The organism is Laceyella putida (genome assembly GCF_042665195.1).
Lineage (GTDB): Bacteria > Bacillota > Bacilli > Thermoactinomycetales > Thermoactinomycetaceae > Laceyella > Laceyella putida.
The window spans coordinates 85,275-108,948 of record NZ_JBHTBW010000021.1 but is presented as its reverse complement, the minus strand read 5'-3'; the positions used below and the strand labels follow the sequence as shown (position 1 = coordinate 108,948).

Sequence of the window (23,674 nt, the reverse complement as noted above, 5' to 3'; positions counted from 1 at the left end):
TTGATTTCAAACGCTATTTTTCCATCCAAGCATGTTCATTTGGGTTACTTCTGTTTTGACCGCGCCGGCATGACCTACCAATGAAAAAGCCAGTCCACTTTAATGGGCTGGCTGGTTCTGAGAGTAGGGTTTTTGTATGGTTTTAAAATAAAGGAAATCTGTGTTGATTCTCTAATCGCAAGAAAACGAATATTCGTCCGTTTGAATACCTCATACATACCCCCACACTCTTTGATCACTTTAGAACGTTCAATCAAGCATTTTTCTCTGCGTCCAATATTTGAACATAGCCCAGAGTTCCATCCACTCTGATATATTGTCCATCTTTGATTTTTTTCGTTGCTTCATCTACACCCACAACAGCGGGAATTCCATACTCACGCGCCACTACCGCTCCATGCGTCATCAAGCCTCCGACTTCCATGACTAGGGCTTTGGATGAGTGAAACAGAGTCGTCCATCCTGGGTCTGTAAAAGGCGCAATTAATATCTCTCCTGGATGTAAATTAGCTTTATCCGGATTTAACACCACTCTGGCATAACCTTCGACTACTCCCGGTGATACAGGCGTACCGACCAAAGCTCCAGCCGGCGCTTGAGAATCACCTCTTCTGCCCGTAATCACTTCTCCTTCACTGGTCATGACACGGGGAGGAGCAAGCTTTTGATATCGTTCATAATCCTTTTTCCGCTGATCTATCAACTCATGCACATCTTCTGCAAAACGATCTTCCAATATCATCCGGATCTCATCTAAAGTGAGATAAAACACATCAGTTGGATGGTTTAAAACCCCTTTGTCCACAAGCTGATTCGCTTCTTCCAGAATAGCCTGTTTATAAAGATCCAGATGCCACACCATGATATATTTAGGATGTTCACGAGCACCCATGTTTCCTCGGAAGACGGTAATCAACCGAGACATCCATCTCTGTTTCAACAACCCTCCGCTCGTCATTCGCACTCGTTTGAGCAAGGACTGAACAGCTTGTTCCGCTTCGATTTTTCCTTGCTTAAACCTCTCCCGGTGTTCCCCTGGTTTTAGGTTTTGAATATGACTTACAATCGATGGTACCAGCATCGTTGGGGCTTCCCGCCAACGTGGCTTCGTGATGTCGATTTCCCCTGGGCAACGCATCCCATATTGGTTGATAAAACGCGCAAATTCTTTCCGAAAAATGTCTCCCCCCGGCAGTTGGCCAAGTCCTTGGCAGAAGGAATGGTTTTCAGCGCTCTTCAGATATTCGACCACTTCGGGATATTTTCTGGCGATATCTGCCAAATCCCCCAGAGCAAGACCCATTTCACTGGTGACATTTCCAGCTAAAGATTTATTGAGCAGATGAACTTCCCGATCATCTCCCAACCAACGGTTGGCACAATGTTGGATCAGTTTGAATGCCAGTATTCCAGAGACGGGGTAGTGAAAGAGCTCCTGAAAAAGGGTCGGTAGCAACTTCCCTGCACTTTCTTGAATCCATTTGATTCTGTCAGCACCTGACACCTGTGCCATTTCCTCTTTGCTTTTCTGAACCAACCTTTCCATATACTCATCACACAGATGAATAGATTGGGAAGGGTCTCGAAACAGAATGTTTTTGATTATATTGGTCAAAACCAGTTTCACGAATTGCCGGGCTTTTTTGCTTACCTGCTTATTTGGAACGGCTTCCTTTTGAAATTGTTCACGCTGCATGAATTGGATACTGGCATTGCTGATTAATTCATCAATATTGCTTAACGCGATGGGAATTATTTTTCGAGCGGGTTTCCAATATAACAGCTCCGTCAGATCAATAAACAATCGCCCACCAGCCGCCAGCATGGCATCACTTTGAGCGCTGAACTTTCTTTTTCCAAATGGGAATAATGTGCGCCAAATTGAAATGGCTAACGGCTTCATCGCTTCGGTCATCATTTGTTGATGCCCAAAGGAAATGAAGAAATGGATTTTGGAGTCATCTTGAATGGGTGGAAGTGGGTACAAAGAGGTTATCGGGCGACTTTGCAGAATAAATAATTTTCCACCCGCCAATCCCCACTCAATGTCCTGCTCTGATCCATAATGATGTTCGATCTGTTCTCCTAACTTTGCCAGCTCCACTATTTTTTCATCGGAAAGTGCCTGTTCCTTTTGTTTATCTGGTGGTACATCTTGGGTGATCGTACCGCCTTCCGGCAATGCATAAATGGCTATCTTCTTTTCGGCGACCTGCTTCTTTACAATTTTCCCGGAGCAAACCTGGTACAGATCAGCCGAGACAAGACCAGAGACAAGCGCTTCTCCAAGCCCGAAGCTGGCATCGATCGAGATGGTGTTTCGATGCCCCGTCACGGGATCTGCCGTAAACATAATCCCCGAAACCTCGGGAAAAACCATTTGCTGTACCACAACCGACAGATAAACCGAGCGATGAGCAAATTCATTTTTCATACGATAAGAAATGGCCCTGTCTGTAAATAAGGAAGCCCAACACTTTTGGATGGCTTGGAGAAGTTGATCTTCACCTTTTACGTTTAAATAGGTATCTTGTTGCCCCGCGAAGGAGGCTGTCGGCAAGTCTTCAGCGGTAGCACTGGATCGAATGGCATAAGCGGCTTCGGCCCCTGTCTCTTTCCATGCTTGCAAAATCGCAGATCGAATATCGTCCGGCATACTCAATGACTCAAGATGATCGCGAATCCGTTTGCCTAATTGCTGAAGGTGATCCAGCTGGTTGGGGTCTAATTGATCAAGGAGATTAAACAGTTCATCCATTTCACTGCTTGTTTCAATAAAAGAACGGTAAGCGGCAGTCGTCACACAAAATCCTTTCGGAATCGGAAAACCAGCCTTACTCATTTCACCCAGATTGGCTCCCTTACCCCCAACGTAAGGTAGGCTTGTTTTATCGATCTCATTAAAGTTCAGCACATACTGTACCATTTCGATCCCCCTTTTGATTAAGAAAGCAAATCAGCTTTAGGCTCCATGGAGATAATCACCGTACCCATTTGGGGCAATTTTCTTGATATACCCGATATTCTTGTCTAATTCGTCTTGTTTTAGCCTTGTGGTCGGTTCTTGACACCGCGCCGCCGACTCCGGCTGTTGGTCTGCGCCTGGTCATACCTCACTTTCCGGTTCGTCGAGATGGTTCATGTGTCAGGAACGGAGAACCCGACGACGCCTCGGACACAGCGACTCGCGCAGAAGGCGTTCGCTAACACTGCATAGATCCCCTTTATGCCGGGAAAACCCCGTCCCCAATTTCATTCTAAAATAAAGCCACGCAAAAATAAAGTGAGTACTCACTAAATGAACCATGTAAAAAACACCTTAAACAACCTTACTCCGAGATTTGATCGGACAAAAAAGCCTGCATTTCCATGAACAACCGGAGAATGCAGACTTCTTGTTTTGATTATTAAGACGGCCTGATTGTGAGACGAATAGGTTTTTCGGCTTTTTCAACTATGTTGAGACGCATCTACTTTCTGATCATATAGAAGGTACCTGTGGTAAAAGCAATGAGTTTCCCCTTCTCGTTGGTGATCTCGCAAGTGGCCGTCGCCAGCGTTGAACCCATATGAACTAATTTGGCTCGCGAAATTAGCTCTTTACCGAATCCAGGTTTAAGATAGTTCACCTTTAACTCAACGGTTACCGCTCCTTTATATCCTTGCGGCAATCGCTGATTGATGAGTGATCCAATCGTTGAATCCGCCAAAGTAGCAGTTATTCCGCCATGAACCATTCCCGCCTTGTTTAGCATAAAAGGCGTAACAGGCACGCAAAACTCATATTCATTCTCATCCACAAATCTACCTTTTAACCCCATAAATCCGGAAATGTATGCGCTGTGGCGTTCTCGTTTCTGTTTGATTGCCTGTACAGCCAAAGCCAAAATTTCCTTTTCTTCTTCTGTTCCCTCATGCAAAATATGGTGCAATTCTTCATTCAAATTCATCTCTCACCGTTCCTTTTCTTCTCATTTAAAATAATGCGATGGAAATCCATGTGCTATTTCGATTATAAAGGAAAAGCCCCATCAAAGCGGGACTGATCTAGAAGACACATCATGTCATGTGATAGATCAAATTCAAAAAACAACCCTTCATCTACAGGTAGAAACTTTTTTCGGCAAAAGATTAAATTCAGGCGGCTCAAGAATCTTACGGCATCGGAAATATCTCCCGTTTTTTTATACAAGAATACTTTTCCATATGATATGCAAATAATATCTCTTGAAACTGTTAAGAGGTGATGGTAAATGAGTAGCTTTGCTATGATTGGAAATTGGAGAAGAACCCCTACATTAGAACGATTTGCGGAAGGAATAAAAGCAGAAATGGAAAAAAACGGATTCCAATTGGATCCCGAGGTTAGCCCCGATATCCAATTGGTACTCAACTTTGTTGACCCTGACAAGCCGCAACACTTTCGGCGCCATGGGAAAGGGACATTTGTGGCAACCATTGCGGAGACAGACCGGGCTACCGACAATATCCTTTACGCCGGATATCCCATTCTCATTCGGTCTTTGGGCAACTTTATGATCTATCTCGACCGTTCCCAAGCTGAGCCGAAAACTCACTTCATCACGTTGGAACAGGGCTGTTATTCCACCGTAAAAAGGGAAAATGAGGATGGGTATTTTGCGGAAGTGTTTCAGCGCCTGCGTCCCCTGGCCACATCGAAATTGGTGATTGACAATGTCTTTCATCCCGATTTGCCGGAAACATTGTGGAACGGGGATGAAACAAGCGAAAGCCTTTATCATGCCGGTAAAAAGCTGGATGAGATGAATTTGTTGCCAACCCCTTTTCCGATTGAAGAACTGTTGTCACCCAAAGAGTTTCGCCACATCAAGCGCCTGTATGGAGTTGGCGGACTCAGTTACGGCAATTTAAGCGCTCGGCAAAAGGACAACCAGTTTTGGATGAGCGCCAGCGGCGTAAATAAATCAAATCTGAAAGAAATTGGCCGGGACATCTTATTGGTCAAAGGATATGACGATAAACTTTCGGCCATGGAACTAAGCGTTCCCCCTCAAGTGCAACCAAAGCGGGTATCTGTGGATGCCATTGAACATTGGATGATCTATGCGGAACATCCAGACGTGGGAGCAATCGTACATATTCATGCTTGGATGGACGGAGTTCCTTCAACAGAAGTCAATTATCCGTGTGGAAGCATCCAATTGGCGGAAACCGTTGCGGAGTTGATCCGCCAGTCCGACAATCCCTCACAAACTGTGATCGGCTTGAAAAATCACGGCCTGACCATTACCGGCAGAGATTTGGATGATATTTTTGAAAGAATTGAAGGAAAGATTATTCCACAGGTACCCATGAGTTAAAAAGGACGATTCCCATGAACAAACCGATTGTTCTCATTACAGGCGCATCCAGTGGTATTGGGGAAGAGATCGCGAAACAACTCGTGTTAAACGGATACTTCCCCATCCTGGCCGCGCGAAACATGCAAGCTCTTAACAAGATAAAACAGGAATTAACGGAATGTGAGGTTATTCAATGTGACGTGACACGTGACACGGATGTGAAACATCTGGTGGATCGGGTGATTCGGCAGTTTGGTCGCATCGACATTCTGATAAACAACGCCGGTTATGGACGGTTTGGCGGTACATTGGACATCTCGCTTGAAGATTACCAGGGAATGATGGAAACCAATTATTTGGGTGCGGTGCGAACGACATACGCCGTCTTGCCCCATATGTTGCAAAAAAGGGGCGGGCGAATCATCAATATCGCATCACTGGCCGGTTTGACCGGCATTCCCAATCTGGCGGGTTACTGCGCGACCAAATTCGCTTTGATCGGCTTTTCTGAGTCTTTACGTTTGGAATATTCACCTATGATTCAAATCGGGGTACTCTGCCCCGGACCCGTCATGTCGCCGTTTTTTGGCAAAGATGATCCATCTCGCTATTTTCCTTCTCCCATTGCCCGGCAGATGCTGGACACCCGCACGGTTGCCCGTCATGCCATTGAGCTGATCGAGCGTCCGCGGATGATGGTGATCCCACACAAGTTAAAATGGGCATTAAAACTTCGCCATCTTTTTCCCGGCTTATATTTTTGGGCAACCCAATTGATGTATGGCCGGATGATGCCAAAAGACCGTGAAGTGAGTCAACCAATATCACAATGATAGGTGGAATAACTTGTGTACTTTTTTGTAGTAAACTCCGTCTCTGGAAATGGCCGTGGAAAAGAAGTATGGTCTTACGTGGAAAAGAAATTAAACAAGATGAACGTACCCTACCAAGCGGAATTCACCCAGAGAGCCGGACACGCAACAAGGATCGTAAAATCAGCAGTGCGACAACCCGATATCAAAGCGATTGTGGCGATCGGCGGGGATGGGACGGTCAATGAGGTGGGCAGCGGTTTGATTGGCACGAACATCCCCATGGGATATATTCCCGCGGGTACGGGAAATGATTTCGCTTTGGCAAACAGGATTCCCTTTGATCCCTATTTAGCGTTGGATCGCGTGTTGGAACATAACGTACAACGCATCGATACGGCTGATTTGGGTGACAGAAAAATGATCGGTTTCATGGGGATTGGTTTTGATGGCAAAGTCGCCGAAATGGTCAATCGTTCCTCCAAAAAAAAATGGTTGGGAAGATTGACCTACGTATTAGAGGGATTAAAGCTTTTACGGTCGTTTCAACCTGACCAATTCACACTGACAATTGACGGAAAATCTTATGAATATGATGGAGCATGGCTGGTTGCGGTGACAAATATCCCCAACCTTGGAGGGGGAATGAAAATCTGCCCCTCCGCCATAGTGGACGATGGGCAATTAGATGTTTGCTGTGTGCAGAATTTGACTCAAGGCGAGCTCTTACGGGTCATACCGTCAGTATACAAAGGGAAGCATACGAATCATCCCTCCATCAAGTTCCATCGCGGAAAAGAAATTACAATTCACTCACGCTCACCGTTACCCATTCATGTGGATGGAGAAGTGGTTTTGCAACCGCCACTTTCGATCAAAGTCAATCCACGATCGCTCAGCATCATATAGAAACCGCACAAAAGGAGGACGGCAATGATGGACAAATATTGAGAGCCACTCGCAAAAGAGGGCTCTTTTTCTGTGGAAGTACTTATGTTGTTAACTAGTCGGTCACCCATGTCGTTCTCCGTGCTCTTCCCGCCATAATAAGTCCGCTCGCTCCAGTCCCCTCCGTCGGGAGCGGGAAAACTCGCTATCACTCAGACATCTTCCCGCTTTTTCCCATCGTCGGGGCTGTCGTTACACGGAGGCGGCAAAGGCACTGTCGTTCTTATCCATAAGCAAAAAAGGCAAGCAGTGCGCTCGCCTGTCATAACCATGCTCTTTTAACCCATGGCATTATCCTTTTGGTTTAACCAGCAGAGAGGCAAAAAAGGAAAAAACGATGGCGGACGTAATCCCAGCGCTGGTAACTTCAAAGATTCCCGTAATCAATCCCGTCCACCCATTCAATTTTAATTCTTGGATGGTGCCATGCACCAACGAGTTGCCAAAGCTGGTAATGGGCACCGTCGCCCCGGCCCCGGCGAATTTGATCAAAGGCTCGTATAACCCAAGCCCATCCACCGCCGCTCCCAGCACAACCAAAATGGCCATGGTATGGGCCGGTGTGAGCTTAAATACGTCAAACAAAATCTGTCCCAACACGCAAATGGCCCCACCAACAACAAAAGCCCAAACATATTGCATCATGATGAACGCCCCATTTCTATTGATACCGCATGAGCGATACAAGGAATCGTTTCCCCCTGCTGATAGGAAATCGGGGACATCAGCGCTCCGGTCGCCACCACGAGGATGCGTTTGAATTCCCCTTTTTTCATGCGCTTGAGCAAATGGCCATAGGTGACCACAGCACAACACGCGCATCCGCTCCCCCCTGCTTCCACCTCTTGGTTTTCATAATCGTAAATCATCATGCCGCAATCTTGAAACCGGGCATGATCGATCGGCACGCGGTGTTTTTCCAGCAACTCACAAGCGATGGAATGGCCCACCTTGGCCAAATCGCCCGTTACGATCAGGTCATAATGATCAGGTGTGATCCGCAAGTCGCGCAAATGGGCTTGGATCGTATCCACTGCCGCAGGCGCCATGGCCGCTCCCATATTAAAGGGATCGGTGATGCCCATGTCCACGATACGGCCAATTGTTGCCGAAGTAACCACAGGCCCTTCCCCTTCATCGGCAACCAATGCCGCACCCGCCCCAGTCACCGTATACTGAGCCGTCGGCGGCTTTTGCGAACCGTATTCCGTTGGATAGCGAAACTGTTTTTCCGCAGTCGAATTGTGGCTGCTGGTGCCCGCCAGCACAAACTTGGCCGCTCCCGAATTGACCAACAATGAAGCGAGAGCCAAACTTTCCATTGAGGTCGAACAAGCCCCAAAAACCCCCAAAAAGGACATTCCAAAAGTTCTTGCCGCAAAGCTGGCACTCATTATTTGGTTCATCAGGTCACCGCCGATGAAAAACTGCACTTGGTCTTTGGTGAGGCCCGCCTTTTTTATCGCCGTTTTTCCCGCTTCTTCCAGCAACTCTTTTTCGGCTTTCTCCCAACTGTCTTGGTTAAGAGTGGAATCGCCGTGAACCAAGTCAAAATCATTCCCCAGGGGCCCTCTTCCTTCAAAAGGCCCCACAACCGCAGCCGCCGACTGAATCACCGGCTTGTTCTCAAACACCCAAGATTGATGTCCTTTTAGCATGTCATGATCCCCCGCCTGTGATATTGGGATTAAACAACAGGTGCAACAATCCGACAACAAACGCCGCAACCGCACCAAAAACGATCACCGCACCCGCCAGCTTGAACATTTTTCCTCCCACGCCCAACACCACGCCTTCCGCGCGGTGTTCAATGGCGGCCGAAGCCATTGAATTGGCAAAACCCGTCACCGGGACAGCCGATCCCGCACCGGCCCATTGACCTAATTTGTCATAAACCCCGATACTCGTCAAAATGACGGAGATCAAGATCAGAGAGGCTACCGTCGCTGTGGCGGATTGATCCTCTTTCATTCCAAACCCTTTCATGTACATATCTTGCAAGGCCTGACCCACAATGCAAATCCCGCCTCCCGCTATAAATGCGCGAATGCTGTTTTTGACAACCGGTCTTTTCGGTTCATGCCGATTCGCCAACTCTTTGTATTCTTGCTGTACAGGTGTTAAGTTCTTCTTTTGTTTGTCAGCCATATTCTTTCTCCCTAACTGATTAACTGTGGTTTGATCTCATCGATCACTCGTTGCAATTGATTTGAACATTGTTCATATACCTTCTTCGCCCGCTTATCTTTAGTGGACAACCCGAACATTTCAAGATCCGCTTCACACTTTTTCAAGGTGGCCAACAGCTTCGCTTTTTCCTGCGGCGGTTGAATTTGAATCTGGTCGTCATAAAGGTCCAAATAAAGCTGCCCATCTGAATCGACTTGGGCCAAAAAAACATTTTCCAGCGCGACACCCTGTTTTTCCAATTCCGTCTGCAACCAACCGCGATTGAGTCCCCGTCGCGCCAATTCCTCATCCAAAATGGAACCGTCTTCTACCACCAGATGGGGCTCTTCCCCATTCTCCACCTTTAATCCCACTTTTTTGGGGGTAAGCGGCTGATACTCGTTTTTGACCAGCGCATTAATCATCCCATTGTGTTCTATCACAGCAAACTCAACATCAGCGACATTAAAAATGTTTTTATTGCGCAGTTGCGACATCAACTCGTCAATTGTCAGCCGCTCTTTTTTGAGATTATCATCCAACACTTTCCCATTCTTTATTAAGACGGTCGGTTTCCCGTCCACCCACTCTCGCGCTTTTTTGCTCTTAAGCTGCATAAATCCAATCCCAATCGCCACAGCACTCCAAACCACCAACGACACAATCCCCAAATGCCAGGTTCCATCCGTTTCGAGCGGAATGGTAGCCGCCACACTGCCAATCGTGATTCCCGTTATATACTCAAATGGGGAAAGTTGGGTCACTTGCCTTTTACCCAATAATCTTGTTAATAGAAAAAGGATCGCAATCGCCAACAGTGTTTTGAGCGACACGGCAATCCAACTCGGCATGGTATCCACCCCCGTTTTAAGGTAAATGTCCATAGATATTATGGTTTGGTTTCACTACTAATATTCTTTCTGTTAGCTAACATAAACAGAAGCGATTTGTGCAAATTAACTGTGTACCAAACGAAAAGGAGGTGTGATGATGACGATTGCATCGGATGTCAAAACCTGCGTTGCCTCTCTGAAAAGTGCCCAAGCAAGCTTGGAGCAATTTGCTCTCAGCACCCAAAACAAACAAGCCAAACAAATGTATACAAATGCGGCACAACAAACGCAACAAATCATTAAACAAATCGAGCCTCGCGTGCAGCAACTTGAAAATGAGGAGCCTCAATACAAAGGATTTTAATAGAAAAAACACATAAAGGACGTCGGCCATCACAGGCCGACGTCCTATTTTGTCCACACATTTCTTTCTATCTCCGTTTCCCTCTTGCTTCATCACAGTCACATCTTCACGATCTTTTTCATACAATAAAGCATCCCCCAATATGCCCACCGCCTGAATCAGAACGGCGCCCCCCTTGTTGCAGCGGGGGGCGCCGGCAATCATCAACCCCACTCACATAAATCCCATAATGATATTGGCGGCTTCCAAAGCGGCGGCCGGTTTTCCCAATTGTTGCGCTATGTTTTGCCATTGTTGCCTCTTGAGGGTATCCGCCATATAAGGAAGAAGGACGCTGGGCACGATGGCAGGCCTATCTTCGCGAATCGCCGCCCCCTTTGTTATGAGAAAGCGGCTATTGTTTTCCTCTTGCCCCGGAATGGGCCGGCAAATCAAGATCGGCAGTCCACAAGCAAGTGCTTCGGAGCTGGTCAATCCTCCCGGTTTGGAGATGAGGATGTCCGACGCCCTCATCAAGTCGACCATGTTTCGCACAAAAGGATAAAGATGAAAATGGGGATGTTGCTGGGTGAATCGTTTCAACTTCTCAAACAGCGATGGATTGTTCCCTGTTACGATCAACAATTGTAGGGGGAAGTCATTAAGATCGAGAAAAGTTTGCAATGACTTAATCATGGCGGTAAGCGGCCCGATCCCTTTCCCCCCACCCATCAACAACAGCGTGAAACGGTCTGGATTCAGTCTGAGTTTGGCGCGAATTTCCTTTTTTTCGCCTTGATTCAAAGAGAACATCGGATCAATCGGGATTCCCGTGGCATAAACAGGAGAGCGCGGAGTCGTTCGCTTGATGGCTTGGCCTGTTTCTTCATGGGCAACAAGATAAAAATCCACATCCCGATCGATCCAAAACCGGTTCGCCTTGAAATCAGTGACCACGGCGCCCAGTTTGAACGAATTCCTCAACTCATTTTTCAAGATCGCGCAAGCTCGCAAACAAAAAACGTGGGTGCATATGATTACGTTGGGTTGATATTCATTAATCATTTCTTTCAACCTGTGGGAAATGAGTCGCATAAGCGGTTGGTTAAGTACTTTATAAAATTCCTGATCATGTTGATAACAAACCCGCCAGAGCCCAGGGGCCAATCGCAAAGTGTTGAAATACAGCGACCCTAACATGCTTTCCAATGTTTTGTTGATCATGGGGAGAACGCAGACGATGTCTGTTTGGACGTGCGGGTACCGAAGCTGGAATGTTTTTTTCAGGGCCAGAGCTGCGCTGTAATGACCGTTGCCAGCGAATTTTTCTGTTAATAATAGCACTTTCTTCATATCCAACCCCCACTCGCATGAATAAGGTTAGTCTTTGAAACATGTTCCACTTTTATGATCGTCGAGTGGGAGAAGCCAATGCCAAACACCCCCGGAATCAGCTATCCGGGGGTGTTTGCGTTCATTTTCCATTCTTATATCACGATAATGCACACCCTTATTCAATCCACTGTTGAAAACCCTCATTGACCTGACGGAAAAACTGTTGGACTTGGCTTGCTTCATTCACGCTTTTCGTTATCGCCACTGGATACATGGGCAAACCTCGCACCGGTAGTCCACGGTAGAAGACTTGGGCCACGCCCACAGTCGTGCCTGCCTTCAAGGGGGCTTTTAAGCCTGTATAGAAGCGAACTTTGATTGTATACTGATCACGCTCCCCCCTGTAAATGGGGATGCGGATCTCCCGCTTGCCATACACGGGAGTCGATTGCCCATCTCCATTTGGCACCCTCAGCACCGCACCGCCAATGGTCTCGCCTCGTTTGACCAAGGTAGCCATTTCATAGCGATTAAAGCCGTAATCGAGAAGTTTCTTGGTTTCCACAAACCGGCTGTCTTCCGAACTGGTCCCCATGACAACGGTGATCAATCTGTGCCCCTCTTGCTTCGCCGTCCCGGTGAAACAATATCCGGCCGCCAGGGTGGAGCCTGTTTTCAACCCGTCAACCCCAGGGTAAAAATGGTCAAATCCCGGCAGCATGCGGTTCCAGTTGACCACTTTCTTTTCCCTTGTCGTTCCCGGGCGAAACGTATATTGCGGGGCAGAGATCAGTTGGGAGAATTCGGGATAGGTTTGCAACAATTTTCTCGCCAAGACAGCCGCATCTCTGGCTGACATCAAATGCTCCCCGCCAACTTGCGGCGGATCCGGGTAGTCTGTCATCTCCAAACCGGTCGCATTGCGGAAATGGGAGTTTTTTAAATCCATCGCTTGGGCCGTCGCGTTCATCCGATGAACAAAATCGGTTTCACTTCCCGCCACACGTTCCGCCAACGCAACGGTCGCATCATTGGCCGAATAAACAGCCATGCCCATAAACAGATCCTTCACCGTCATCTGCTCACCGGGCTGAAGATCGATCTGGGCTTCCTCTATCCCGGCCGCCCGCGCGCTGACCTGCACCATATCATCCCAAGACAGCTTGTTGTTATGAATCTCTTCCAACACGATATATTCGGTCATCATTTTGGTCATGCTGGCTGGAGGCAAGGGTTGATCGGTCTGGTTGCCGTACAGCGGCAGGCCCGTTTGGTAATCCAGCAAAATATGGGATTTGGCTGCGATTGTTGGTTGGGCTATCGGCACGCTTGGCTCGACCCGGTACGTGATCAACAGCTTCGGCCTTTTGCTGATATCCTCCAGATAATCACTGGAACGGAAGGATTTGCGATCATTTGCCTCATCGTGGTGACGCAGAGAAAAACCGTAATTTTTCTCCGTGCCCTGATACCAACCTTTGGCCAGTCCCGTCAGATCCCAGGCATATTCACCCGCTCCGGCAACTTTCGCATGGCTGAAAACATTCCCCACGCTTGGCTGATTCTCCCAATTCACCCCGCTGCTCGTCCAATCGGAAGTGACTTGAAACAAATCGATCTGTTGCTCCTGTTCGGTAGAGTATTGCTGCAAATAAACTTGGGCATTGGTAATCTGGGCCCCTTCGGGAAGAGCGGGCAAGTCAAACTTGATGAACGAACGGGCAATCCCGTAATCCGGATGCGTCCCACTGATCACAAAGGGGAAAAGTCTGTAATTCTGGGTGGGGTTTTTGCTGGAAACGAAGTTGTCATAGGTTGATTTTACCCCTTGCAACCCCACCGTCGGATCAATCACGACAGGGTAAGCGCGCTTGGGATCTTTCAACCATTGTTCATCCGCTTTGAGATCGAGATAGGTGACCCCACCTTTTTGGCGCAGTTGAAATTTGACTTTGTGGGAGGCGGCGTCATTCTGGTCATACATAAAAGGGACAGGCACAACAAAGATCACTTTTCCGTTCGGGGCGACAAATTGGATCGAGCCATCTTTTTGCAGAACGGGTTTGGTATTTTCTGTGTTAAGAGCCATCGAAAAAGTGGACGGTCCGGTGCGCTTATGTAACACCCACTCTTCTTTGACCCCCGTAGCCTCCACCTGGTAGACCAGGTCGATCCCTTCATATACATTCGGATAAACGATGCCATTGACTTGTCGTTTGACTGTCACCGGATGGCTGCCGGTAAGGCGAAAATCAATTTTCGCTTTCCCCTGCTCAAAACGGACCAAGTTCGGGGAAGTGGATTTGTCGGCAAATGCGAATCGGGTTTGATGGCCCAGATTGACGTAAGTCATCCCGCCGCTTAACCTTTTCGCTTGCAAACCGCTTTTGTTTCTTTCCTTGATATTGATCCATTTTCCGCTTTCCTTATAATGGATCGGTTCCAAATACTGCTCGGTGACAAACGTTTTGCCATCGCTTTTGACAAATGTTTTTGATTTTTCCGTCCTTAACCCGATCACTTCTTTCAACCCATTCTCTTTCTTCGCTTTCGCCCCGCTTTGCGCATAAATGGATGGATTGATTGGCAAGAACAGGATGGCCAGCATGATCATCACCAAGGGGATGGAGATCCATCTCATCCATCTTTTAAAACTGGGTTGTCCCATTTTACACTCACTCCTCTTTGGTTACAAAGGCCCTTTCACATTCAGCGCCTTGATTACAGTCGGATGAAAAGGAAAAATCATCCCGTTAATATCATTCGTATGAACTTTCAATTTTTTGTATGGGCGCATGTTTGTGATGGGGGGATATAAATGGGCCCGCGCCAACCAATGATGGTTCGTTCACTGAGAACATCGAAAACACCTCCGAAATGACGATGCTTCCATTCAGGAGGTGTTTTTGTCTAATTTGCGGATGAAAGCTCCATCGCACACGGTTCACAGCGAAGCCGATTGCAGATAATGGTACAAAAGGTTGTAGGTATGTTCCAACGCATCACGATGGGTCCGCTCATAAGCGTGGGAAGCATCCACACCCGGACCGATCAACGCGTGCATCACATCAACCCCCGCTTTCACGGCAGCGCTTCCATCAGAAGCATAAAACGGATAAAGGTCAACTTGATAATAAATCCCATGCTTTTCCGCCAGTCGAATCAATTTATTGGTCAATTCATAATGGTATGGGCCGCTGCCGTCTTTGGCGCAAATGGACACGCAAAATTCATCCGTGGTCTGCCCTTCCCCGATGGCGCCCATATCAACCGCCAAGTATTCACGCACTTGGGAGGGGATGTTGGAATTGGCCCCAAAGCCAACCTCTTCAAAATTGCTGAAGAAAAAATGCGTCGTATGTGGCAATTTGACATTATTCTCTTTAATATAAGCCAACAATTCTATTAAAACCGCCGCACTAGCCTTATCGTCCAAATGACGGGCTTTGATAAAACCGGTATCCGTTTCCACCACATGGGGGTCAAAGGCAACATAATCCCCCACGCGAATCCCCAATGCCGTGACATCATCCGCTCCCTTCACCTTCGCATCGAGCCTCACTTCCATATGCTCATCCGATCGCTTCTGCTCTTCCGCGTCCGCATACACATGCACGGAGGTGTGGGTTGCCAAAATGGTTCCCGGTATCACATCTCCGGCTCGCGTCCTTACATAGCAATAGGCACCATCCACGGAAAACCAGCCAAATCCGCCAATTTTGCTCAGCCGCAACCGCCCATTGGGCTTGATCTCTTTCACCATGGCCCCCAAGGTGTCAACGTGAACGGTAACCAGTCGATGGATTTGATCATCTTCTCCTTCTATGGTCACCATTAAACTTCCCTTGTTATTCTTTCGGGATGCCAACCCCAATAAACGCATCCGTTCCTCAATATACTGGATCGCCTCTTGCGCACAGCCAGTGGGGCTGTGGATGTTAAGCAGTTGAACCAATGTCTCGCGCGTTGCCTTCTCAGGAAATACGACCATCGTGTACCCTCCTTTTAATCAGAAGAAAGGCTTCCTTCACCTAGTTTATTTACGAAGGAAGCCCCGTTCATGATTATTTTATTTCTTTGGCTCAAGGACAACGGCAACCGTTTTACCCGCTTCCGCTTTTTCCGCCGCTTGGTCTTGGAGGACCCAATTTTCAAGTTGTGGGAAAATGACAGGCGTGGTCAGCGGCTTCCCTTTTTCCTTGATGAAATCCATATCAAACTCAAGCAATTTCTGGCCCGCTTTGATTTTCTCACCTTCTGCCACATGAGTGACAAAACCTTCGCCATTTAATTCTACGGTGTCAATCCCAACATGGATCAATATTTCTACACCATCCGTTGTTTTTAACCCGATGGCGTGCTTGGTTGGGAATAAGTTGATCACTTCACCGTCAACCGGCGCGCACACAAACCCATCCTCCGGTTCAATAGCGAAGCCATCCCCCATCATTTTTTGGGAAAACACCTGATCCGGGACTTGCTCCAGCGAAATTTTCTTTCCGCTGAGCGGCGACAAAATTTCAACTCGCTTTTTTCGTTTCCAAAAAAACATGAGCCCTTACTCCTTATGTCCCCTAAAATGAATTGCCGCTTTTTAGGTTTTCCGGGTTGAGCGGAACCAAATCATCAACGACAAACAGCCCGTCTTTCCTAATCAATTCCCCGTCAAAGTAAATCTCTCCTCCACCATATTCCGGACGTTGTATGGAGACCAAATCCCAGTGCACGGAAGAACGGTTTCCATTATCCGCTTCATCATACGCGTTGCCCGGGGTAAAGTGGAAGCTTCCGTTGATCTTCTCGTCAAACAATGTATCCTTCATCGGATGATTAATGTACGGGTTCACGCCAATGCTGAACTCGCCAATGAAGCGTGCGCCTTCATCCGTATCCAAGATCTGGTTGATCCGATCCGTTTGGTTTGCCGTCGCTTTAATGATTTTACCATTTTGGAATTCGAAACAAATGTTTTCAAATGTGACACCTTGGTAAACAGAAGGCGCATTGAAGGTGATTTTCCCATTGACCGAATCCCGCACAGGCGCGGTGAAGACTTCTCCGTCAGGAATGTTGTTCTCTCCGGCGCACTTGATTACAGGGATATCCTTGATCGAGAACGTGAGATCGGTGCCGGGGCCGACGATCCGCACTTGGTCGGCTTGTTCCATCCGCTTCACCAATGGCTCCATCGCTTTAGCCATCCGTTCGTAGTCCACATTGCAAACTTGGAAATAAAAATCTTCAAACGCCTCCGTACTCATATTGGCCAATTGCGCCATGGAAGCGTTGGGATAGCGGAGAACAACCCACTTGGTATGTTTCACCCGTTGATTTGTATGTACAGGCTGTCTGAACATGCGGGCGTACAAACTCATCTTGTCGTCCGGCACATCACTGGTTTCCGTGATGTTATCGCTTCCGCGAATTCCGATGTAGCAATCCATATCCTTCATTTGGTTCAATGCGTGGCGGGCCCAAGTTTCTTGGTGTTCTTCAGAGGTGCCCAACAACAGGGCCCTTGTTATCGTTTCATCATGCAGCTGAACATAAGGGTAACCACCCGCATCATATACAGCGGTGATCAACGCGCGCGCCAGTTCACGCTCTTTTCCGAAGACGTCGATCAAGACTCGCTCCCCTTTTTGCACCTTACAAGAATGTTCGACCAAGATTTTGGCCAATTTGACAATACGAGCATCCCGCATGAATTCATCCCCTTTTCATTCATGAATGAACATTGTACAATGACACGAGAGTAGTCCGGACCAAGTTCAATTTGTCAATAAACAATTGAACCTTCAATTATCTATTTTATCACGAATTTCCATGAAGACAAATGGCATAACTGGGAGGAATTGAATTGTTCACGTTCGAAAAGACGGCTGGAGATAAACAAACCCAACTGGAAAGCATGGTGAAACAGCTCAAGTATCTGATAGAAGGAGAAAAGGATTGGCTGGCCAACCTGGCCAATGCGGCTGCCCTCCTGTACCATTCTCTCGATGAGGTCAACTGGGCGGGATTTTATCTCATGAAACAAGGCGAACTCGTCCTCGGACCATTCAACGGCAAACCGGCCTGCATCCGCATCCCGGTGGGCAAAGGCGTATGCGGTGCGGCGGTAAAAGAAGAAAAGACCATGCTGGTGAAAGATGTTCACGCCTTCCCCGGCCATATCGCCTGTGATGCGGCCACCCGTTCCGAAATCGTCATTCCGTTGAAAGTGGACGGCCAAATCATCGGCGTGCTCGACATTGACAGCCCGGTTGAAGCCCGCTTTGATGAAAGTGATCGAACGGCGCTTGAGCAATGCGCGGAGCTTTTGTGCCAAGGTTGCAATTGGTCGGGCTTGTTGTCATAAGCAAAAAAGCCACGGTTGTCGTGGCTTTTTTTCACTTCATGTTATATCCCCATTGCATCGGGCGAAATTTCACTTTCCAGATTCCCTTCTTATTTTTCACCATTTGGAACTGCCCCAGGTTCTCCCCTTCTTCCGGAAACTCCAGATAGCCCGATTTCTTGTCGACTTCAATAAACTTCACTTCTTGAACCCTGGCAAAAAGCTTTCGCATCTGCTCCGCCGTCTTGAGCCCATCCTCTTTCATCATTTTTAGGTGTTCTTGCTTACTCCATTCCACTTGTTCCAAATCATCGATAAACAATTCATATTGCGTGGCATAGTCTTTCGTATCAATCGCATGAAAATATAATTTCGCCACCATGATGGGATCGGCATCTTTGAGCACGCGATCATCCCATTTCTTTTTGAAAGCCGTGTATACTTTTAATTCGTCCGGACTTAACTGCAACAGGTTACTCTCTTCAGCAAAGGCGATCTTATTCTCATTTCCCACAACGGTACCCGTTCCGAGCTCTTCTTTTTCTTGACAGCCCAGAAGGAGGGCGCTGGATAAACATAACGCAGCAAACACTTTCCAACCTTTATTCAAAAAAGACCCCTCCTAAAACTTCATCAAAAAAAATAATAGCATGTTTTTTACAAAAGAGCTTGTCATATCAGTGAACAAGAAAAAACCTTCCAGACACTGGAAGGATTCATTCGCGTTCAATTCCTCGAAAATCGGTATAAACCCGATAAGCGCGGCGAATTTCCTCTTTCATCCAATCTGGAAATCCCCCTTCATCCAACCGCGTCAGCGGTACCCAATGGTAACTCTCGTGTTCGGTGCTGAGCTTCAGTTGACCCTGTGGTTGGTCACAAGCGAATTTGACGATGATCAAATGTTTCTCGTCTTGAATCTCGTCATACACGTAAGCAGGAGCCACGACCTTCACCTGCAACCCCGTCTCTTCCATCACTTCCCTGGACAGCGCCTCCATCAAAGGCTCACACGGTTCCAACCCGCCACCCGGAAAATCCCAGCCGTGGGTCTCTTTTCTCGTGCGCTCTTCTTCAGACTTGCGCAAAATCAGTACGCGGTCTTGATCGAAGATAATCGCTTTCGCGGCAATTTTATATGGTTTGTTCATGTGATCCTCCACCTACTTCAAGCGAAAAAAGGTTGAGGAAGCAGTTGCAATTAACTTTTCCCGCTCGTCCGTTACTTTAGTCTCCATCACAATAATGGTTTTTCCCTTTTTGATCACGGCCGTTTCCGCCGTCAACCATCCCGCTTCCCCTGGCGCCAAGAAATGAACGTTCAAATCCATCGTCACAGCCTTCGCGTCATTTCCTTCAGCTTGGATCACCGTTGAGCCCATGGCGGTGTCGATGAACGTCGCCGTCACACCTCCATGCAACATGTTAAAGCGATTGCGCAATTCATCGGTGATGTACATGCGATGCAAGTAAACCTGTTTGTCCGCATCATAGCCAAGAGCCTGAAAATTCATCATCTCTTCGATATATGCAAGCGGGCTGACACGGGTGCGTTTCAACGCTTGAACCAATTTGTGGATCGTCTTCACTTCGGTTGATGTTAAGTCCTGCAACTCTTGATATAACGTTTCTAATGTCATCGTGCTGTTCCTACCTTGCAACAGTATTCACTCTCACTATATATTAACTAATCAAAAAAAGGTTAGCAAGCAAGCCCTTGCTAACCTTGGCCGTTATGCTCACCACCCCCCCGATACGCTCACGGTCTCTCCCGTGATCGATGCCGCTCCATCTGACGCCAGATATAGCGCGCAAGCCGCCACTTCTTCAGGTTTGATAAACCGTTTGATCGATTGTTTGTGCAGGAGGTGTTTATGAAGCGCTTCTTCTTTCGTGATCCCTTCGGTTGCCGCCAACTTCTGCAACTGGTTCTGAATCAGGGGCGTATCGACGACACCAGGCAGGATGGCATTGGCTGTGATGCCGTACTCCGCCGTCTCCAATGCCACTGTACGCGTCAGCCCAATCACTCCGTGCTTGGCCGCGATATAGGCTGATTTAAAGGGGGAAGCGGTTTTGCCGTGGACCGACGAGATGGTGATGATCCGTCCATAGCGCTGCTGTTTCATCAAGGGAACGGTATGTTTGATCAGCAGAAAGGGCCCCGTCAACATCACATTGAGCAATAGGTTCCAGCGGTCGAGCGGAAAATCCTCAACCCGGTCAATATGTTGCAGACCTGCATTATTCACAATCACGTCGATCCGCCCGACCGTTTGCGCCAATTCAGCGACCGCTCCCTTCACCATCGCTTCATCCGTCACATCCACGGCGACCCCCGTCACCTCCGCCCCCGTCTCTTCCCTCATGCGGGTTGCGGCGGCTTCCGCTTGTTCCCGCTTTAAATCCCATACCACCACACGGTCACCATTGGCGGCGAAGGAGCGTCCGATCGCGTAACCAATCGTGCCCGCCGCGCCAGTCACAATCACTGTCCGTTTCAAATCCATCTTCTCTCCCCTCTTTTTCTGTCTTCACACCCAGCCCGTCAGCAAAGCGAGCAGGATCACTACAGGAACGGCCAACGTTTTAATCACCGTAATCGCAAAGATATCAGGATACGACTGGCGATGCGTCAAGCCGCAGATCGCAAGCAATGTGATGACAGCTCCGTTATGCGGCAGCGTATCCAAACCGCCCGCCGACATCGACGCAATGCGGTGCAACAACTCCGGGTTAATCCCGTTTTGCGCCGCCCAAGCGAGATACTGCTGTCCCATCGCATCGAGTGCGATGCTGAGCCCACCTGAAGCGGAGCCGGTGATGCCCGCCAAGATGTTGATCGACAAGGCTTCCGACACCAAAGGACTGGTCTTCATCGTCAACAAAAAATCGGCGACGGTCTTAAAGCCGGGCATGCTGGAAATTACCCCGCCGAAGCCCACTTCCGATGCCGTGTTCAAGATGGCGAGCAGCGCACCCATCACCCCCGCTGTCAACGCGGGACTTAAGCGAAGAGACGCGTGTTGGGACGCATCCGTTCTGCGTTTTTGGTAAAGGGTAATCAAACCAGTCAGCAAACCCCCCCCGACCAGGGCCAACACGAGTGACCATGTTCCCAAGACTTGTTTCACATCTAATCCCTGGTAAGACGCGAGCTCAGCCTCACTATACCAACCGGGCAAAACAACGTAAGTAAACAGCGCATTTCCGCCCAATACGCAAATCAGCGGCAAGATCGCCATCCAAAACGGAGGCACTCCTTCCACCCGTTTGCTCTCTTCTTGCTCGTGGTGTTCCCCATACCCTTCACCCCGAGACACCAGTTTCTGTCTACGCATATGAAGCCAAATGAGTCCGAGCACCGCAATAAACAAACCGCCGCAAATCCCGATCACCGGAGCGGCAAACGCGGTTGTCTTGTAGTAGGCCGTGGGGATCAAGTTCTGGATTTGGGGCGTGCCTGGCAGAGAATCCATCGTAAACGTAAAGGAACCCAAGGCAATCGTCGCCGGAATCAGTCGCTTAGGGATATTGGCCTCACGGAAAAGCGCCGCCGCGAACGGATACACGGCAAAAGCGACCACAAACAAACTGACGCCGCCGTAGGTGAGTACCGCACAAGCCAGCACCACAGCCAAAATGGCCTGATTCTTGCCAAAGGTCCGCGTAAGACCAAAGGCAATGGAGCGCGCCGCACCGCTCACTTCCATCATCTTGCCGAAAACGGCACCCAAAAGGAAAATAGGAAAATACAATTTCACATAATTGGCCGCTTTTACCATAAACACTTCCGTATAGGTCGGCAACAGCGGCAATCCAGACAATCCCGCCGCCAGCAAGGCGAAGACGGGGGCAAACAAGATCACCGGGTAACCGCGGTAAGCCATGAACATCAGTAAGCCGAGTGCGAGGAAAATAGCCACTACACCTATGCGGATCCCTCCTTTTAAACCGGTCTCACCTTACTCATGTTGCAATTTTCATACCATAAGAAAAACAGGACACCTTCTGTCGGAGGTGTCCATTGATAAAGACAAGATGCAGGCAAACTCCCGTCACCAGTGGCGCATCTCCCCAAAATGTGTCCATTTTCCCGGACTACTCGTCCAACATCGTATACTATTCCTGCTCCAGCAGCCCGTATTTTCTGCACTTCTGATAAAAACTGGACCGACTGATGCCCAACAGCTCAATTGCCAAATCCCGCTTATGGTTGGCCGCTTTGAGCGCCCGCGACAGCGCTTCCCGCTCCGCCTGTTCCATCGCATGAAACAACGAAAAATCCTCCATCTCCTTTCCCTTCTCCTGCCTCATATGAAATGGCAAGTGTTCCATATCGATCTCCATCCGCTCTGTCAAATGCAAAGAACGTTCCAACGCATTGCGCAACTCTCTCACATTGCCAGGCCAATGGTACCTTAACAAACATTGCATCGCTTGCGGCGTGATCCCTTTGATATACACGCCCAATTCCTGTGACAACTCTTGCAAAAAAAACTCCACCAATTCCGGGATATCTTCTTTACGTTCGCGCAAGGGCGGAATGGTCAGGGTCAACACATTCAGACGGTAATACAAATCCTCGCGAAAACGTCCTTTTTTCACTAAGTCCCACAAATGCCGATTGCTGGCCGCTATCACCCGCACATCCACTTGCACAGGCGTCACGCTGCCCACGGGTTCAATCTCTTTCTCTTGCAACACGCGCAACAATTTCGCCTGCATGGTGACGGGCAGCTCCGCGATCTCATCGAGAAAGATCGTTCCCCCGTGTGCCATCGCGAACTTTCCCTTTTTCCCGCCGGGCAACGCGCCAGTGAAAGCGCCTTCTTCATAGCCAAACAAAATCGCTTCGAGCAAATTCTCGGGAATCGCTGCGCAATTCACTTTGACGAAGGGCCGAGACACCCGATAACTCAAATGGTGCAATGCATGAGCAAACATCTCTTTGCCCGTACCGCTCTCACCGTAAATGAAGACAGTGGTATCACTGGTCGCCACCTTTTGTGCGATTTTTTTGACTTCAGCCAACTTGGGGCTGGAACCGATGATGTCCTGCAGGCGATAACGAACTCCCAACTGCTTATAATACTCTTTCTTATAATAGGCCAATTCCTCATGCAGTTGGCGCACCCGTTGCGACAGGGTATGCAGTTGATTGACATCCTGAAACAGCACCTTGCCAACCACGGCCACCACTTCCCCCTCCAGCTTGATGGGAATTCGGTGAACCAGCATATCCCCGTTGCGGATGCGCTGCACTTGCGCCAATTCGGCTTGGCCCGATTGTCCCACAATGTGCATCCGGGTGTTTTCCACCACTTCCGTCACATGGCGGCCAATCACTTCCTCCCGCTTCACTTGCAAAAACTTCGCATAAGGTTCATTCAGCATCAATATGATCCCTTGTTTGTCTGTAATAATGATCCCTTCATAGGCATTGTCAAAGGCCGCCTCCATCATTTGCTTCTCCCATTGGCACCGCTTAACCAGCTGTTTAAGTTCCTCCATGCGTCTCCTCCCTCTCCTCGCAAATTCCCCATTCAACTGTTTGCTCAACCTTCTTC

22 protein-coding genes are annotated in these 23,674 nt (G+C 48.4%); 5 read left to right on the top strand and 17 right to left on the bottom strand.

The genetic code is table 11. The annotated features are described in order from the left end of the window. Window positions 1–253: 253 nt before the first annotated feature. A complete protein-coding gene (gene ppsA, locus ACFQNG_RS08975) occupies window positions 254–2,926 on the bottom strand; it encodes a phosphoenolpyruvate synthase (protein ID WP_379864582.1) in 2,673 nt (890 codons plus the stop codon). Between the two features lie 544 nt (window positions 2,927–3,470). Then, entirely contained in the window at window positions 3,471–3,950 is a 480-nt protein-coding gene (locus tag ACFQNG_RS08970) for a PaaI family thioesterase (RefSeq protein WP_379864581.1), read from the bottom strand. A gap of 303 nt (window positions 3,951–4,253) precedes the next feature. On the opposite strand from ACFQNG_RS08970, the gene ACFQNG_RS08965 reads away from it, so the two are divergent. Genes ACFQNG_RS08965 through ACFQNG_RS08955 form a run of 3 tightly spaced genes read left to right on the top strand, consistent with a single transcriptional unit; the run spans window position 4,254 to window position 7,045 of the window. Further along, a complete protein-coding gene (locus ACFQNG_RS08965) occupies window positions 4,254–5,342 on the top strand; it encodes a class II aldolase/adducin family protein (RefSeq protein WP_379864580.1) in 1,089 nt (362 codons plus the stop codon). Between the two features lie 14 nt (window positions 5,343–5,356). Beyond that, the gene (locus tag ACFQNG_RS08960; RefSeq protein ID WP_379864579.1) at window positions 5,357–6,157 is read left to right on the top strand and encodes an SDR family NAD(P)-dependent oxidoreductase; all 801 of its coding nucleotides are present in this window, start codon (window positions 5,357–5,359) and stop codon (window positions 6,155–6,157) included. 15 nt (window positions 6,158–6,172) lie between these two features. After that, a complete protein-coding gene (locus ACFQNG_RS08955) occupies window positions 6,173–7,045 on the top strand; it encodes a diacylglycerol/lipid kinase family protein (RefSeq protein ID WP_379864578.1) in 873 nt (290 codons plus the stop codon). A gap of 330 nt (window positions 7,046–7,375) precedes the next feature. On the opposite strand, the gene spoVAE is transcribed toward ACFQNG_RS08955, so the two are convergent. Genes spoVAE through ACFQNG_RS08935 form a run of 4 tightly spaced genes read right to left on the bottom strand, consistent with a single transcriptional unit; the run spans window position 7,376 to window position 10,104 of the window. Continuing rightward, entirely contained in the window at window positions 7,376–7,726 is a 351-nt protein-coding gene (gene spoVAE, locus ACFQNG_RS08950; protein ID WP_379864728.1) for a stage V sporulation protein AE, read from the bottom strand. Beyond that, complete coding sequence (gene spoVAD, locus ACFQNG_RS08945) at window positions 7,726–8,742, bottom strand: stage V sporulation protein AD (protein ID WP_379864577.1); 1,017 nt, start codon at window positions 8,740–8,742, stop codon at window positions 7,726–7,728. The genes spoVAE and spoVAD overlap by 1 nt, the downstream gene beginning before the upstream one ends. A 1-nt stretch (window position 8,743) precedes the next feature. Next, a complete protein-coding gene (gene spoVAC / locus ACFQNG_RS08940) occupies window positions 8,744–9,232 on the bottom strand; it encodes a stage V sporulation protein AC (RefSeq protein WP_379864576.1) in 489 nt (162 codons plus the stop codon). 11 nt (window positions 9,233–9,243) lie between these two features. Next, complete coding sequence (locus ACFQNG_RS08935; RefSeq protein WP_379864575.1) at window positions 9,244–10,104, bottom strand: DUF421 domain-containing protein; 861 nt, start codon at window positions 10,102–10,104, stop codon at window positions 9,244–9,246. A gap of 139 nt (window positions 10,105–10,243) precedes the next feature. On the opposite strand from ACFQNG_RS08935, the gene ACFQNG_RS08930 reads away from it, so the two are divergent. Continuing rightward, window positions 10,244–10,450: a DUF1657 domain-containing protein gene (locus tag ACFQNG_RS08930; RefSeq protein WP_379864574.1), complete on the top strand. Its 207-nt coding sequence runs from the start codon at window positions 10,244–10,246 to the stop codon at window positions 10,448–10,450. 213 nt (window positions 10,451–10,663) lie between these two features. Here ACFQNG_RS08930 and ACFQNG_RS08925 read toward each other — a convergent pair whose 3' ends face one another. From ACFQNG_RS08925 to ACFQNG_RS08905, 5 genes are all read right to left on the bottom strand, one after another. Next, on the bottom strand, window positions 10,664–11,782 hold the full coding sequence (locus ACFQNG_RS08925; protein ID WP_379864573.1) for an MGDG synthase family glycosyltransferase: 1,119 nt from the start codon (window positions 11,780–11,782) through the stop codon (window positions 10,664–10,666). A gap of 157 nt (window positions 11,783–11,939) precedes the next feature. Further along, entirely contained in the window at window positions 11,940–14,432 is a 2,493-nt protein-coding gene (locus ACFQNG_RS08920) for a DNRLRE domain-containing protein (RefSeq protein WP_379864572.1), read from the bottom strand. Window positions 14,433–14,708: 276 nt separating this feature from the next. Next, window positions 14,709–15,755, bottom strand: a complete 1,047-nt coding sequence (locus ACFQNG_RS08915) for a M42 family metallopeptidase (protein ID WP_379864571.1) — start codon at window positions 15,753–15,755, stop codon at window positions 14,709–14,711. 78 nt (window positions 15,756–15,833) lie between these two features. Beyond that, window positions 15,834–16,316, bottom strand: coding sequence for a PTS sugar transporter subunit IIA (locus ACFQNG_RS08910; protein ID WP_379864570.1), 483 nt, complete (start codon window positions 16,314–16,316; stop codon window positions 15,834–15,836). 22 nt (window positions 16,317–16,338) lie between these two features. Further along, entirely contained in the window at window positions 16,339–17,469 is a 1,131-nt protein-coding gene (locus tag ACFQNG_RS08905; RefSeq protein ID WP_379864569.1) for an aminopeptidase, read from the bottom strand. Window positions 17,470–17,624: 155 nt separating this feature from the next. Here ACFQNG_RS08905 and ACFQNG_RS08900 point away from each other — a divergent pair, with 155 nt between their 5' ends. Beyond that, complete coding sequence (locus ACFQNG_RS08900) at window positions 17,625–18,125, top strand: GAF domain-containing protein (protein WP_379864568.1); 501 nt, start codon at window positions 17,625–17,627, stop codon at window positions 18,123–18,125. A gap of 31 nt (window positions 18,126–18,156) precedes the next feature. Here ACFQNG_RS08900 and ACFQNG_RS08895 read toward each other — a convergent pair whose 3' ends face one another. The 6 genes from ACFQNG_RS08895 to ACFQNG_RS08870 all read right to left on the bottom strand — a co-directional run bounded on the left by ACFQNG_RS08895 (window position 18,157) and on the right by ACFQNG_RS08870 (window position 23,618). After that, window positions 18,157–18,714: a hypothetical protein gene (locus ACFQNG_RS08895; protein WP_379864567.1), complete on the bottom strand. Its 558-nt coding sequence runs from the start codon at window positions 18,712–18,714 to the stop codon at window positions 18,157–18,159. Window positions 18,715–18,820: 106 nt separating this feature from the next. After that, window positions 18,821–19,255: an NUDIX hydrolase gene (locus ACFQNG_RS08890; RefSeq protein ID WP_379864566.1), complete on the bottom strand. Its 435-nt coding sequence runs from the start codon at window positions 19,253–19,255 to the stop codon at window positions 18,821–18,823. Window positions 19,256–19,267: 12 nt separating this feature from the next. Then, complete coding sequence (locus tag ACFQNG_RS08885; RefSeq protein ID WP_379864565.1) at window positions 19,268–19,744, bottom strand: PaaI family thioesterase; 477 nt, start codon at window positions 19,742–19,744, stop codon at window positions 19,268–19,270. Window positions 19,745–19,843: 99 nt separating this feature from the next. Next, complete coding sequence (locus tag ACFQNG_RS08880; RefSeq protein ID WP_379864564.1) at window positions 19,844–20,614, bottom strand: 3-hydroxybutyrate dehydrogenase; 771 nt, start codon at window positions 20,612–20,614, stop codon at window positions 19,844–19,846. 24 nt (window positions 20,615–20,638) lie between these two features. Next, window positions 20,639–22,000, bottom strand: coding sequence for a GntP family permease (locus tag ACFQNG_RS08875; protein ID WP_379864727.1), 1,362 nt, complete (start codon window positions 21,998–22,000; stop codon window positions 20,639–20,641). A 226-nt stretch (window positions 22,001–22,226) separates the two neighbouring features. Further along, complete coding sequence (locus ACFQNG_RS08870) at window positions 22,227–23,618, bottom strand: sigma-54 interaction domain-containing protein (RefSeq protein WP_379864563.1); 1,392 nt, start codon at window positions 23,616–23,618, stop codon at window positions 22,227–22,229. Window positions 23,619–23,674 lie beyond the last annotated feature (56 nt).